The organism is Rhodococcus sp. PvR099, assembly GCF_017833315.1.
Lineage (GTDB): Bacteria > Actinomycetota > Actinomycetes > Mycobacteriales > Mycobacteriaceae > Rhodococcus_G > Rhodococcus_G oryzae.
The window spans coordinates 4,999,528-5,013,109 of the sequence record NZ_JAFIBV010000001.1 but is presented as its reverse complement, the minus strand read 5'-3'; the positions used below and the strand labels follow the sequence as shown (position 1 = coordinate 5,013,109).

The following is a 13,582-nucleotide window of genomic DNA, read 5'->3' as shown; positions in this document are numbered from 1 at the left end:
TCAGACCCCGCCGCGGCGTCCGAGGAGCAGTCCGCGAATGGCCACGTCGGCTAAGCTAGACGAAACCAACTTGTCTGACAACCTGAGGAGTTTGTGTGGTCGCAGCGCCCCTTCGAAATCTGCTCGCCGACCAGACCGCCGAGCTGCTGCTGGCGCGACTGAGCGCGGGCGAATGGGCGGTCGGCGCCAAACTGCCGGGCGAGACCACCCTCGCAGCCGAACTCGGCGTCGGCCGATCCACCGTCCGTGAGGCGCTCCGGATGCTCTCCGGACAGGGATTGCTGCGGTCGCGGCAGGGCGCGGGCGTGTTCGTCGAGCGCACCGAACCGGTGCCCGCCGACGGCTGGGACGGCGTGCTCCGCGCCGAGGCCATCGCCGCGGTCGTCGAGGTACGCAACGCGATCGAGGTGGAGGCCGCCCGATTGGCCGCGCAGCGCGCCACCGCGCGGGACGTGACGGCGATGCGGCGTGCACTCGGGCTGCGCTCGGCCGCCGTGACGTCGGACCATCACGCCTTCGTCGAGGCCGACATCGCGGTCCACCGCGCGGTGGTCGCGGCTGCACACAACCGGGTTCTCAGCGAACTGTTCGAAACCTTCGTGCCACGGCTGACCGAGGCGCTGGTCGAGATGATCGAGCTGTTGGACCTCCGCGAGACGGACCAGGAACCGAACTCGGACGAGCACCTCGCCCTGGTGGAGGCGATCGCGGCGGGCGACGAGGAGGCCGCCGTCCGGGTCAGCCGCGCGCACCTCGGCGCGATGCTCGCGGCGGTCCGGACGCCCCGCTGACGGCGGCGATCGGCACCACCCGGCGAGGGGGCGTCAGGCGGACCAGCGCCCGGTGGCCGCGAAGGCCTCCAGCACCGCGGTCGGCTCGGTCAGGTCCATCCCCTCGCCGCGCACCCACTCGTCGTTGAAGTACGTTCCCGCGTACCGTTCCCCGCCGTCGCAGAGCAGGGTCACCACGCTGCCCGTGCGGCCGGCGGCCAGCATCTCCGCGATCACGCCGAACGCGCCCCACACGTTGGTCCCGGTGGACCCGCCGACCCGTCGGCCGAGGACCTCGCTCACGTGCCGGGCGGCCGCGATCGACCCCGCGTCCGGCACCGGCACCATCCGGTCCACGACCTGCCCGACGAACGAGGGCTCGACCCGCGGCCTGCCGATGCCCTCGATCCGCGACGGCATCCCGGTCTCGTAGGCGGCGGACGCGGTCTCATAACCACCGATGAACGCGGAGTTCTCTGGATCGACCACCAGCAGCCGGGTGGCGTGCCTGCGGTACCGGATGTATCGCCCGATGGTGGCGCTGGTGCCGCCGGTGCCCGCACCGACCACGACCCAGTCCGGGATCGGGTGCTGCTCGAGCGTCATCTGCTGGAAGATCGACTCGGCGATGTTGTTGTTCCCGCGCCAGTCGGTGGCCCGCTCCGCGTGGGTGAACTGGTCCATGTAGTGGCCGTTGCACTGGGACGCGAGCCTGCTCGCCTCCGCGTAGATCTCCGAGGGGCGATCGATGAAGTGGCAGCTGCCGCCCTGCGCCTCGATGAGCGCGATCTTCGCGGGGCTGGTGCTCCGCGGCATCACGGCGACGAAGTCCAGGCCGAGCAGCTTCGCGAAGTAGGCCTCGCTGACCGCGGTCGACCCCGACGACGCCTCGATCACCGTGGTGCCCTCGGTCACCCACCCGTTGCAGATGGCATACAGGAACAGCGACCGCGCGAGCCGATGCTTGAGGCTTCCGGTGATGTGGGTGGACTCATCCTTGAGATAGAGCTGGATGTTCCACTCGGCCGGCAGCGGATAGCGCAGCAGGTGGGTGTCCGCACTCCGCTGGGAATCGGCGTCGATCAGCCGAACCGCGTTGTCCACCCAGTCCCTGGGCGCGCTGTGGTCGACGACCCCCATCGCGGCGGTCACTTGCGGCCGTCTGCGTCACCGGATCCGTCGCCGCGCAGCTTGGCCCGCAGATCGTCGCGGTCCGCCCGGCGCTGGGCATCCACCGCGGAGATCTCCTCGTTGACCCGGGTACGCAGCTTGCCGAACAGCACGAGCGAGAGCGGCAGCGCGATGATCACCGCGAAGATCAGTGCCACCAGCAGCGGCACGTCCACGTTCAGCAGCGCACTGACCCCGAGGATGATCGCCGCGATCAGGACGACGAGACCCAGTCGGGCCACGGTGTACAGACCGAGGTCCCGCGCCAGCGAGCGTTTGGCGTTCGACGGGGCGGGGTTCTGCGAGGAATCAGTCACCCTCCCAGGTTACCGACCCGCCGATCACCGGCCCCGGGTGCCGGACTTATCCGATTTGCGAATTACCTCCGCTTTACCAAATCGGGATCGTTCGAGTACCCGGGGCACCGGGTGCCAGGATGTCCGCACGTTCGTACCGCACAAGCGCATGGAGGATTCTCGATGAGCGCCCCGTCGTTCCGCGCCGCCCAGGAATCGCTGCTGACCCCAGGTCAGGTTGCCGCCCTGTTCCACGTCGACCCGAAGACGGTCACCCGATGGGCTCACGCCGGACGCCTCGGCTCCCTGCGCACCCCCGGCGGTCACCGCCGATTCCGCGAGTCCGAGGTGATGGAGCTGCTGCAGTCGCTGACCACCGAGGCCACCACCCGCTGACAGAGCCCGGCCCGCCGCCTCACGTCCGCTCGGGTTCCGGCGGCACGGCCGCACCCTCGCGTGCATCGCGCTCGGCCCACTCGAGCAGCGGCGCTATGTCGAACGTCGCGTCGTCGATCCCCTTGTGCAGGTCGCCGAGCTCCGCGAATCGAGCGGGCATCGTGCCGATGGTGAAGTCCTCGGGCCGCGCATCGTCGACCTCGTCCCAGCGCAGCGGCGCCGACACCCGCGCGTCCGGGACACCGCGCACCGAGTACGCCGCGGCCATCGTGTGGTCGCGGGCGTTCTGGTTGTAGTCGACGAACAGCGCCGCCGGGTCCCGATCCTTGCGCCACCAGGCGGTGGTCACCTCCTCGGGCGCGCGCCGCTCGACCTCCCGCGCGAACGCAAGCGCCGCCAGCCGGACGTCGCCGAAATCGTGCTCCGGCGCGATCCGGACGTAGACGTGCAAGCCGCGCCCGCCGGACGTCTTCGGCCACCCGGTCGCGCCGATCTCGTCGAGCACCTCGTGGACGACGGCCGCGACGCGGCGCACCCGACCGAAGTCGCACTCCGGCATCGGATCCAGGTCGATCCGCCATTCGTCGGGCTTCTCGGTGTCACCGCGACGGCTGTTCCATGGATGGAACTCGACCGTACTCATCTGCACCGCCCAGGCAACGGCTGCCAGTTCGGTGACGCACAGCTCGTCGGCATACCTGTCATAGCGCGGGAAATGCAGGCGGACCGTCTCCAGCCAGGACGGCGCGCCGCGCGGGATCCGCTTCTGGTGCACCTTCTCCCCCGCCAATCCCTCGGGGAACCTGTGCAGCATGCACGGCCGCTCGTAGAGCGCGCGCACGATGCCGTCGCCTACGGACAGGTAGTACTCGACGAGGTCGAGCTTTGTCGCCCCGGTTGCGGGAAAATAGACGCGATCCGGGTTCGAGACACGCACCACCCGGCCGTCGACCTCGATCTCGACGGCCGGACTCCCGCCCTTGCCGGCAGCCATGGTTCACAACGTATCCGGATCCGACGCCCGCTGGGCGGGATCTCGCCCTCGACATCGCCGATCCCGTGCGATACTGCAACACGTTCTACTTCGGGACACCGGTCCCGACCGTCCGATCAGGCTCGACAGCAGATGAGGTTTGCATGAGCGACACCGCCACACAGGCCGCCGGCGACAGCGTCACACCAGCAGTAGCGGGCTGGTTCACCACCGGCCCGGCACCGGCCCTGATCGGCACCTCGTGCCAGTCGTGCGGCACGATCTCGTTCCCGCGGGAGACCACCTTCTGCAAGAACCCCGCCTGCTCGGGCGAGGAATTCGAGGACGTCGAGCTCTCCCGCCACGGCAAAGTGTGGTCGTACACCGACGCCCAGTACCAGCCGCCGGCCCCGTACATCCCGACCACCGACCCGTACGTGCCGTTCGCACTTGCCGCGGTCGAGCTGCCGGAGGGCCTCGTCGTGCTCGGACAGGTGGCCGACGGCTTCGGCGTCGACGACCTGAAGGTCGGCGACGACGTCGAGTTGGTCGTCGAACCCCTCTACACGGACGAGACCGGCGTGCGCACCATCTGGCGCTGGAAGCCGACCACCACCGACACGAACGCGAACGGAGCACAGGCATGAGCGGCGCAGGATCCAACAATGACGTCGCGATCCTCGGCGTCGGCATGCACCCCTGGGGCAAGTGGGGCCAGTCGTTCGTCAAGTACGGCGTCGCGGCGGCCCGTGCCGCCCTCGCCGACTCCGGCGTGAACTGGCAGGACGTCGACTTCATCGTCGGCGGCGAGACCGTCCGCAACGGCTACGGCGGATACGTCGCGGGCGCGACCTTCGCCCAGGCCCTCGGCTGGAACGGCGCCCGCGTCGCCACCTCGTATGCCGCGTGCGCCACCGGCGCCCAGGCCCTGGACACCGCCCGGGCGCGGATCCTCGCCGGCCTGAGCGAGGTCGCCCTTGTCGTCGGGGCCGACACCACCCCGAAGGGCTTCCTTGCCCCCGTCGCAGGCGAGCGCTGGGACGACCCGGACTGGCTGCGGTTCCGCTTGATGGGCATGACCAACCCGGCGTACTTCGCGCTCAATGCGCGCCGCCGCATCGACCTGTACGGCGCGACCGCGGAGGACTTCGCCGCGGTCAAGGTCAAGAACGCCAAGCACGGCCTGAACAACCCGAACGCCCGCTACCGCAAGGAGGTCACGGCGGCCGACGTGCTGGCCTCCCCCGTGGTGTCCAACCCCCTCCATCTGCTGGACATCTGCGCGACCTCCGACGGCGGCGCGGCGATCATCCTCACCTCGATGGAGTACGCCCGCAAGATGGGCATCGCGGAACCGGTTCGGATCAAGGCGATCTCGACCGTCACGCCGACGTTCCCGCAGACCATCATGGACATGCCGAACTTCTCCACCGACTCGGCCTCCGCGGTGCCCGCTCCTGAGCGGACCTTCAAGGAGTCGATCGGCTACGCGGCCTACGAGGAGGCAGGCATCTCGCCGGAGGACGTCGACGTCGCCGAGGTCTACGACCTGGCCACCTCGGTCGAGCTGGACTGGATCGAGGACCTCGCGCTGTGCAAGCGCGGCGAGGCCGAGCACCTGCTGCGCGCGGGCGAGACCACCATCGGCGGCCGGATCCCGGTCAACCCGTCCGGCGGCCTGGCCTGCTTCGGCGAGGCCGTGCCCGCCCAGGCGCTGGCGCAGGTCTGCGAGCTCACCTGGCAGCTGCGCGGGCAGGCGGAGGGCCGTCAGGTCGAGGGTGCCCGCATCGGCATCACGGCGAACCAGGGCCTGTTCGGCCACGGCTCCTCGGTGATCGTCTCGGCCTGACATCACACGCCTGTCACGAACGGGCGGTCATCGGAGCATCGGTCGACAGACCTGCCCGAAGACCGCCCGTTCGTGTGTTCAGACAATGGTGCCGCCGCGCCGTGACGCGGCTACGCTCGAATCAAGGAGGTGCGTCGTGATCTATCTGGTGACGCTGATAGCGCTGGTGATACTGGCGGTGCTGTTGTGGAAGGCCTTCGGCCCCGACACCTCCGCGCCGCCCGCGGGACGTGTTCTCGGTCCGGACGACGACCCGGAATTCCTGTGGCGGATGAACCGCCGGGCCCACCCCACCACGGGCGAGAACCCCGAGAGCGGCCCGGTCGACCCCAAGGAGTGAGCGGCACGCCAGGTGATCAGGACGGCGTGATCAGGACGGCGGCGATCAGGGAGTCGGCGGCTTCGCCATCTCCTTGAACAGCTTGCTCGTCATCTTCACGGCCTGGTCCGAGCCGTCCGCGTCCTTGACGAAGACCGCGAACGCCAGATCGCCCTTCGACCCGTAGAACCACCGGTCGTCCTCGAACGAGCCGGTCATCCCGATCAGGTCGCCGTGCTCGGCCAGCATCGAGGCGGGCCCGCGGTGCACGTTCTCCCACATCATCGTGCGCAGCCGGTCGTTCACCTCCCGTGGCATCGGTGCGGGCGACTCATCGGTGGTGGCTGGCTGACCTGCGGCGATCACCGGCACTGCGGTCGATCCGCGAGCGACCGAGGCCGCGACGAGGGTCATCCCGAGGGGGCTGACCTTCACCTGCTTGTCCGTGTCGGGTCCCGACTCCGTCCGCATGAGGTTGGCGCCCTTACCGTCGAGGTCGTCGGTCCGCTGTTCCAGGCCGGGCATCTTGTAGTCCATACCGAGGCCGAGCTGGCGGGCGGCGTGCTGGATGTCGGTGTTCTGCGCGGTCGCCGCGGCGCCGACGAGATCGAGGGCCGACCCGGCCGGGAACTGCCCGGTGAACGCCACCGGACCCATCTCCGCAGCCTGATTGTTCTGGGTGACCGCCAGCACCGCTCCGGTGGAGGGCTGCATCATCACGATGACGGCGGGCGTGCCGACGCTGACCACCGCCTCCTCTGCGGCCAGCTGCACCCGCGGGTCGAGGGTGGACCGGATGTCGGGCCCGGGCGGCCCCTGGAATCCGGTCTGCCGGATCAGCGTGCCGTCGGGGTCGACCGCGTGCACCGCCCAGCCCGCGGTCTCGTCTCGGTTGAGCTGCCAGACGTTGCGCATGGCGTCGACCATCGGCCCGGACACCCGGCGGTCGTTGCTGATCAGCTTGAGTCTCTGATCGATAACGACGCCGGGAACGGCCCGCAGGTCGTCCTCGAGCACCGCGAAGTCGTCGTCGCGCAGGCTCACCGCGGTGATCCGCTGGCCCGGCGTCGCGGCCAGTTCCTGCATCAACGTGGGCCCGGTGATGAGCGGCGCGACCGGCTCGATGACCTTGGCCAGCCTGTTCGTGCTGAGCACCGGGTCGGGCATGGCGCCGGGGTCGAGGGTGACCGTGTTGATGCGCTGCTCGGTCATCATCAGGTTCCCGGCGATGTCGAACACCCGCGGGGGCGCGGCATCCGTGCGGTCGTAGCGGAGGGTCCGGCCGTGCCCCAGCCCCGGCGCGAGGGTCTGCGGTTGCCACGAGACCCGCCAGCCGATGCTGAGCTTCCTGACGCGGCCATCGATGTTGTACTGCCAGTTCTTTCCGTCGCCGAAGCTCCAGTCCGCGGTCGCGTTGAAGATCCCGGCGTCGTCACCGAGCGGGATGTACTGGTTGACGTCGAACGTGGCCTTCTCGGCGTGCAGGCCGTCGAAGGCCTGGGTGATGGCCGCCTCGGCCGCCGCCGGGTACGAGGTCAACTCGGCTGCCTCGCCGATGTCGCCCTCGGTGAGGGCGGCGGCGAAGCGCTCGACCACGGATTCGGGGTCGGTCTTGGGCCCATCGAAGAACCCGCTCACCACCCCGACCGCAAGCGAGAGTGCCGTGGCCAAGGCAATGCCGTTCCACATCCGAAGCTTGTGCCGGACCGCGCGCATGTTCCGATCATCCGCCCGAAGACCGTTATCGCAGCGAACACGGGGTCACAAGTCCGCCACAGTTGGGTGACGTTGCGCGAACGCTGAGGCTGACCTTCAGGGTCGGGTCACGCGATGCTCACGGCCCGATCACGAGCAAATCGCTTGCGTCAGAGCCGATCTTGCATCGCAAAACTCGACGTCGGGAAGTCCGCGGCGACCGCCGCGGCCAGCTCGAGCAGGGCGTTCCTGGTCTGCGGGCGGAGCCGGTCGAGGTCGATCTCGGCGCCCTCCTCCAGGTGCGGGTCGAACGGGATCAGGCGAACCGCCCGGCAGCGCTGCTCGAAGTGCTCGACGACCTTCGCGAGGTCCACCTTGCCCGACCGCGGGCGCACGGCATTGACCACCGCCACCGACTTGCTCACCAGGTCCGCGTAGCCGTGCGCGTCGAGCCAGTCCAGCGTCGCCGACGCGCTGCGGGCGCCGTCGACGGACCCCGAGCTCACCACGACCAGCGAGTCGGCCTCCTCGAGGATGGTCTGCATCGCCGAGTGCATGAGTCCGGTGCCGCAATCGGTCAGCACGATCGAGTAGAACTTCTCGAGCATGTCGATGGTCGTCGAGTAGTCCTCGGCACTGAAGGCCTCGGAGACGGCCGGGTCGCTGTCCGAGGCGAGCACCTCGAGGCGATGCGCGCTCTGCGAGGTGTACCCGCGCACGTCGCTGTACTTCTCGATGCTGTCGGCGTCGCGCAGCAGGTTACGCACGGTCGCGGGCGTCTCGAGCGGGATCTTCTGGCTCAGGGTGCCGCGGTCCGGGTTCGCGTCGACCGCGATCACCCGGTCGCCGCGCAGCGAGGAGAAGGTGGACCCGAGCGTCGCGGTCGTCGTGGTCTTGCCGACGCCGCCCTTGAGGCTGAGCAGCGCGATCTTGTAGCAGCCCTGCAGCGGCTGGTTGACCTGTTTGGTCAGCTCCAGGCGGCGCTGTTCCTTGGCGCTGTTGCCGACGTTGATGTACCGGCCCGACAGTTGGTAGAGCGCCTTGCGCCACCCCGCGGTCGGGGCCGGCTTGACCTGCTTGAGCAGCAGCGACGTCGACAGGTCGCGGGCCGAGACGACGTGGTGTCGCTCGGGTGCTTGCTGGGCGGCCGCGGGTCCGGCCTGCGCGGACGGCTGTGCCGCCTCCGGACTCACGGACTCCCACGAACCGACGTTGTTCTGCGCCACGGCGGCACTCCCCCTGTTGCTGACACTTCCCCCAGGACTCGCCCCAGCGCCGAGTCCGCGCTGGACAATAGCAGGCCGCGCGGTCTGGTTCCTATCGGAGAATCAGTTGAGACCGGCGTAGGAGTGCAGGCCGGAGACCACCATGTTGATGATGAACAGATTGAACAGCATCGCGACGAACCCGGCGATGTTGATCCACGCGGCCCTGGTGTCGCGCCAGCCGGAGGTCGCCCTCGCGTGCAGGTAGGCGGCGTAGATCACCCAGGCGATGAAGGACACGGTCTCCTTGGGGTCCCAGCCCCAGAACCGGCCCCAGGCCGCTTCGGCCCAGATGGCGCCGAGGATCACGCCCGCACCGAACAGCGGGAAGGCGATGATGGTGGTCTTGTAGGCCAGCCGGTCGAGGGTCTGCGCGTCGGGCAGCCGCTCCGCGACCTTGCCCCAGAAGCCGTCGCCCTCCTCGCCCTTCGGCTGCCGCATCCGGAGCAGGAACATCAGGCTGGCGACGCCGGAGACCAGGAAGATGCCGCTGCCGGTGGCCACGATGGTGACGTGGATGGGCAGCCAGTACGAGCGCAGCGCGGGCACGACCGGGGCGGCGTCGGCGTAGAGCACGGTGGCCGCGAGGAACATCAGCGGGATCACCACGACGAGCACGAACACCCACAGCGAGCGGTAGGTCTGCTTGCGCAACAGCACCAACCCGATCAGCATCGCGGCCGCGGTCGCCATCGTGACGAACTCGTACATGTTGCCGAGCGGGAACCGTTCGGTGGCGAAGCCGCGGAGCACGATCGAGCCGATGTGCAGCGCGACGCCGACCACCAGCAGCGAAAGTGCCATGTTGCCGAGCCGCTCGGACCACGGCTTACGTGGCGCCTCGACCACCTTGCCGGGCACGGACGGCGCCGCGGGAGCGGTGACGCCACCCGCGGCCACCAGCTCGCGCGCCTCGCGAGCCTGGACCTCGTTCGCCCGCGCTGTCGCGTACTGGGCGATCAGCAGCACGAAGGCCAGGACGTAGATCGCGAACGCAGACTCGAACGCCCAGTCGCTGTACTGGGCAATGGTCTCGTTGATCGGCATGGTTTTCTCCTGCGCCTCAGGCGCGGTTCTCCGAGGTGATCTTCGTGTTCAGGTCCGCGAGCAGACGGCTGCTCAACCGGTCGAACTCGTCGCCCCAACCGGCCTGGTCGGTGCGGGCGAGCCCGCCCAGCTCTACTACGGTACGTCGTCGATGCGGATCCAATGTATCCGACACCGTGTCGGCATCCGGATCGGCGGGGTACACACGCACCCAGATCCGGCGCCGCTTGATCAGCAGCGACACCAACAGGCCCGCCATCATCGAGATCGCGAACACCAGCACCCACTGCTGCGCGGGGTCGTGCGAGACCTGGAGGTTGACGAATTCCTTGGCCCCGTCGAACTGCACCTTGGTGCCGTCCGCCAGGGTCGCGCTCTCGCCCGGCCGCAGGTTGACGCGGTCCTGCTTGGCCATCCGGCCCTGGTTGACGAGCTCCTTGCTGAGTGAGAACAGCGACTGGGGGTTGCCGGTGTCGAGCCCGGTGTCGCCCTTGTAGATGTCGATCGCGACGGCCGGGTCGGTCATCGCCGGGTAGCTCGAGGCCAGCAGGTTGCCGTGGAACAGCGCGGTCGGCGCGAACAGCCCCTCGATGCCGATCTGGTTCTTGCGACGCTCGGTGGAATCGGGGTACATCCCGCCAGGCGGGTCGAACCGCATCGCCCCACTCGAGAGGAAGGTGGTCGCGTCGTCGGGACGCCACTGCAGCGTCTCGGTGCGCGTCTCCCCGTTCGGGAAGGTCACGGTGAACGTCGGCGCGTAGCCGTGGCCCTGCAGGTACACCCGGTCGCCCGCGACCCGCAGGGGGTGGTTCACCTGCAGCCGCTCCTCGCGCCAGGTGTTGTTCGCCAGGTCGTCGCCTGCCTGGTACTCGATGTTGGAGGTGAACATCTCGGCCTGGCCGTTGTCCAGGTAGTCGGCCTTGAAGTCCTTGACCTTCACGCACAACGGCGTCAGACCGGTGCCGTCCTCGGAATAGCCGGCCCGGAACCCATCGAACGCGGCTGGCGAGGTGGTGCAGAAGCCCGGGCCGCCGTCGGCGATCACCACGACGTTGCCCTCGTAGCTCATCAGCTTGCCGATGGCTATCGCGGCGAGCAGGCCGACCAGCGAAAGGTGGAAGAGCAGGTTGCCCGCCTCGCGCAGGTAGCCCTTCTCCGCCGACACCGTGACCTCGCCCGGCTTGCCCGCCCGCAGCTCGTCGCCAGTGCGGGTGACCGTGCGCCAGCCGCGCAGCTGCCCGCGGACCAGGGCCGCGACGGCCTCCGGCTCGTCGGCGACGGTGACCTCGGTGTGGTGCGGGAGCCGGGCCAGGTTGCGCGGCGCCGCGACCGGCTTGGTGCGCAGCGCCTTGTAGTGCTCCCAGCAACGGGGCGTGATGCAGCCGACCAGCGAGATGAACAGCAACGCGTACACGGCGGTGAACCAGAAGCTGCCGAACACGTCGAACAGTTCCAGCTTGTCCATCAGCGGACCGAGGGTGGGCCGGTTCGCGATGTACTCGTCGACCTTGCCCGCGTTCAGGCTGCGCTGCGGCAGCAGCGCGCCGGGGATGGCCGCGAATGCCAGCAGGAACAGCAGCACCAGCGCGGTCCGCATGGAGGTGAGGCCGCGCCAGGTGTTGCGCACCAGCGCGACACCTCGTCCGGCGAGGGACTGGCGCCGCGGCGGCGTCGAGGCCGGCCTGTCTTCTGTCACCGTCATATCGGCAACGTCACCTCCGAGATGAACGCGTCACGAACCCAACCAACGAAGACGTCCCAGGCGCCGGTGACCAGGGCGATGCCCACCGCCACCAGCATCAGGCCGCCGAAAATCTGAATGGCGCGCGCATTGCGGCGCAGCCAGCCGACCCCACGCAGCGCGCTCACCGAGCCGAACGCCAGGATCACGAACGGCAGCCCGAGGCCGATGCAATACGCCACGATCAGGGCCACGCCCCTCGCGGCGGTCGCACCCTCGGTGCCCGCCGCCACGGACAGCACCCCGGCGAGGGTCGGTCCGAGGCACGGCGTCCACCCGAGCCCGAACACCGCCCCGAGCAGCGGCGCGCCGATCAGCCCGGACACCCGACGCGGCTCGAAGCGCACGTCCCGCTGCAGCGCGGGCACCAGCCCGATGAACACCAGGCCCATCGCGATGGTGATCACGCCGCCGACCCGCTGCAGCACCTCCCGGTTGACGGTGAGGGCGGAGATCAGGCCGAACACCGAGGCGGTCGCCAGCACGAAGACCACGGTGAACCCGAGCACGAACAGCCCGGCGGCGCCTGCGACCCGCAGGCGCGCGGCGGACCGGGTGTCGGCCTCGGTCTTGAGGGCACCCGCCTCGGCCGCGGTCACCGCGGGTGCGTCCGCGCCGACGATTCCGGCGAGGTAGGACAGGTAACCAGGCACCAGCGGCACCACACACGGCGAGGCGAAGGACACCAGTCCCGCGAGCATGCAGGCGCCGAAGGCGAGCAGCAGCGGCCCGGAGGCCGCGGTGTTGCCGAAGGTCTCACCGATCCCGGCGGCCAGGACGGCGTCGTTCATGGTGCTCACTGTTCCCGCGCAACCCTCTCCACCACCGGCTGGAGATCCTCCGCCAGCAACGCCTTGAGGTACACCGCGGCGACCCGGTGCTCCTTGTCGAGCACCAGGGTGGACGGGATGACGCTCGTCGGGAACTTGCCGCCGAGCGCGGTCAGCGTGCGCATCGACGGGTCGTAGACCGACGGATAGCCGACGTTGTTGTCGGTGACGAAGTCCTTGGCCTTGTCCTGCTGCAGATCCCGGACGTTGATGCCGAGGAAGGCGACGCCGAGATCCTTGGTGTTCTCGTAGACCTTCTCGAGGTCGTCGGCCTCACCGCGGCACGGTCCGCACCACTGGCCCCAGAGGTTGATGACCACCGGCTGACCCTCGAAATCGGACAGCGACGTGGTCTTGCCCTCGACCATGAGGTCGGGCCCGGAGATGTTGCCGATGGTCCCGCGTTCGCTGGGCGGGTCGTAGAAGATCTCCGTCTGCCCGCCGGGCGAGACGAAGTCGAACGTGCCGCCCTGCGCGACGGCGTCGGTGCCGGTGCCGCAGCCGGCGGTGACGGCGGCGACCGCCAGCACCGCGGCTGCCACCCGGGCGACCCGCCTCATGCCCCGGTCACCCTCGGATCGGATGCGCCCGCGGGCTCCGAGTAGACGATGTCGACCAGGGTGTCGCCCTCGTAGACCAGCGAGGTCAGCGAGGCCAGTCCGCACTGGCGGTGCCGCGGGTCGTGCCAGAGCCGCTCGCCCTGCAGGAAGCGGCGCAGCGTCCACACCGGCAGCTGGTGGCTGACGCACACGGCCTCGTGCCCGACGGCGGCGACGCGCGCGGTGTTGACGGCGGCGAGCATGCGGTGCGCGATCTGCAGGTACGGCTCGCCCCAGGACGGGGTGAACGGGTCGCGCAGCTTCCACCAGTGCCGCGGCCTGCGCAGGGCACCGTCGCCGACCGAGACCTTGAGCCCCTCGAACTCGTTGCCCGCCTCGATCAGGTTGTCGTCGGTGACGAGGGTCAGCCCGTGCTCGCCCGCGATCGGCGACGCGGTCTCCTGCGCGCGCTGCAGCGGCGAGGCGACGACGTGGGTGATGTCGTGGTCGGCGAGCACCGAGGCGACCGTGCGGGCTTGCGCCTGGCCGGTCACGGACAGCCGGTAGCCGGGCAGCCTGCCGTACAGGATGCCCTTCGGGTTGTGCACCTCGCCGTGACGAAGGACGTGCACGATGGTGCGCGACTCGGCGGGGTCGGGCGTCGGCGTCTGCTGCAGGGTGCTCACGTGGAT

15 protein-coding genes are annotated in these 13,582 nt (G+C 69.5%); 5 read left to right on the top strand and 10 right to left on the bottom strand.

What is annotated here, in order from left to right; genetic code table 11:
• Positions 1 to 95: 95 nt before the first annotated feature.
• Positions 96 to 791: a FadR/GntR family transcriptional regulator gene (locus JOE46_RS23335; protein WP_097210300.1), complete on the top strand. Its 696-nt coding sequence runs from the start codon at positions 96 to 98 to the stop codon at positions 789 to 791.
• Positions 792 to 824: 33 nt separating this feature from the next.
• On the opposite strand, the gene JOE46_RS23330 is transcribed toward JOE46_RS23335, so the two are convergent.
• Together JOE46_RS23330 and JOE46_RS23325 are read right to left on the bottom strand one after the other, a co-directional pair.
• Positions 825 to 1,910 (bottom strand): PLP-dependent cysteine synthase family protein, encoded by a 1,086-nt coding sequence (locus JOE46_RS23330; protein ID WP_097210367.1) that lies wholly within the window; start codon positions 1,908 to 1,910, stop codon positions 825 to 827.
• 8 nt (positions 1,911 to 1,918) lie between these two features.
• Positions 1,919 to 2,257, bottom strand: coding sequence for a DUF4229 domain-containing protein (locus JOE46_RS23325; RefSeq protein WP_077040696.1), 339 nt, complete (start codon positions 2,255 to 2,257; stop codon positions 1,919 to 1,921).
• A gap of 162 nt (positions 2,258 to 2,419) precedes the next feature.
• On the opposite strand from JOE46_RS23325, the gene JOE46_RS23320 reads away from it, so the two are divergent.
• Positions 2,420 to 2,632, top strand: coding sequence for a BldC family transcriptional regulator (locus JOE46_RS23320; RefSeq protein ID WP_077040695.1), 213 nt, complete (start codon positions 2,420 to 2,422; stop codon positions 2,630 to 2,632).
• A gap of 19 nt (positions 2,633 to 2,651) precedes the next feature.
• Here the strand turns inward: JOE46_RS23320 and ligD are convergent, their stop codons facing one another.
• Positions 2,652 to 3,626, bottom strand: a complete 975-nt coding sequence (gene ligD / locus JOE46_RS23315; protein ID WP_097210299.1) for a non-homologous end-joining DNA ligase — start codon at positions 3,624 to 3,626, stop codon at positions 2,652 to 2,654.
• Between the two features lie 143 nt (positions 3,627 to 3,769).
• Here ligD and JOE46_RS23310 point away from each other — a divergent pair, with 143 nt between their 5' ends.
• The 3 genes from JOE46_RS23310 to JOE46_RS23300 all read left to right on the top strand — a co-directional run bounded on the left by JOE46_RS23310 (position 3,770) and on the right by JOE46_RS23300 (position 5,794).
• Positions 3,770 to 4,252 (top strand): Zn-ribbon domain-containing OB-fold protein, encoded by a 483-nt coding sequence (locus JOE46_RS23310; protein ID WP_097210298.1) that lies wholly within the window; start codon positions 3,770 to 3,772, stop codon positions 4,250 to 4,252.
• A complete protein-coding gene (locus JOE46_RS23305) occupies positions 4,249 to 5,454 on the top strand; it encodes a lipid-transfer protein (protein WP_097210297.1) in 1,206 nt (401 codons plus the stop codon). The genes JOE46_RS23310 and JOE46_RS23305 overlap by 4 nt, the downstream gene beginning before the upstream one ends.
• Positions 5,455 to 5,590: 136 nt before the next feature.
• The gene (locus JOE46_RS23300; protein ID WP_077040692.1) at positions 5,591 to 5,794 is read left to right on the top strand and encodes a hypothetical protein; all 204 of its coding nucleotides are present in this window, start codon (positions 5,591 to 5,593) and stop codon (positions 5,792 to 5,794) included.
• A 45-nt stretch (positions 5,795 to 5,839) separates the two neighbouring features.
• On the opposite strand, the gene JOE46_RS23295 is transcribed toward JOE46_RS23300, so the two are convergent.
• The 7 genes from JOE46_RS23295 to JOE46_RS23265 form a co-directional block, all read right to left on the bottom strand.
• Positions 5,840 to 7,489, bottom strand: coding sequence for an NTF2-like N-terminal transpeptidase domain-containing protein (locus JOE46_RS23295; protein ID WP_097210296.1), 1,650 nt, complete (start codon positions 7,487 to 7,489; stop codon positions 5,840 to 5,842).
• A 149-nt stretch (positions 7,490 to 7,638) separates the two neighbouring features.
• A complete protein-coding gene (locus JOE46_RS23290; protein WP_373560226.1) occupies positions 7,639 to 8,763 on the bottom strand; it encodes a MinD/ParA family protein in 1,125 nt (374 codons plus the stop codon).
• A 33-nt stretch (positions 8,764 to 8,796) separates the two neighbouring features.
• The gene (gene ccsB / locus JOE46_RS23285) at positions 8,797 to 9,780 is read right to left on the bottom strand and encodes a c-type cytochrome biogenesis protein CcsB (protein ID WP_097210294.1); all 984 of its coding nucleotides are present in this window, start codon (positions 9,778 to 9,780) and stop codon (positions 8,797 to 8,799) included.
• Positions 9,781 to 9,796: 16 nt separating this feature from the next.
• Positions 9,797 to 11,482 (bottom strand): cytochrome c biogenesis protein ResB, encoded by a 1,686-nt coding sequence (locus JOE46_RS23280; RefSeq protein ID WP_097210293.1) that lies wholly within the window; start codon positions 11,480 to 11,482, stop codon positions 9,797 to 9,799.
• On the bottom strand, positions 11,479 to 12,312 hold the full coding sequence (locus JOE46_RS23275; protein WP_097210365.1) for a cytochrome c biogenesis CcdA family protein: 834 nt from the start codon (positions 12,310 to 12,312) through the stop codon (positions 11,479 to 11,481). Before JOE46_RS23275 ends, JOE46_RS23280 begins: the two co-directional genes overlap by 4 nt.
• A gap of 5 nt (positions 12,313 to 12,317) precedes the next feature.
• Positions 12,318 to 12,911 (bottom strand): TlpA disulfide reductase family protein, encoded by a 594-nt coding sequence (locus JOE46_RS23270; protein WP_097210292.1) that lies wholly within the window; start codon positions 12,909 to 12,911, stop codon positions 12,318 to 12,320.
• Positions 12,908 to 13,576 (bottom strand): histidine phosphatase family protein, encoded by a 669-nt coding sequence (locus tag JOE46_RS23265; protein ID WP_179800445.1) that lies wholly within the window; start codon positions 13,574 to 13,576, stop codon positions 12,908 to 12,910. The genes JOE46_RS23270 and JOE46_RS23265 overlap by 4 nt, the downstream gene beginning before the upstream one ends.
• Positions 13,577 to 13,582 lie beyond the last annotated feature (6 nt).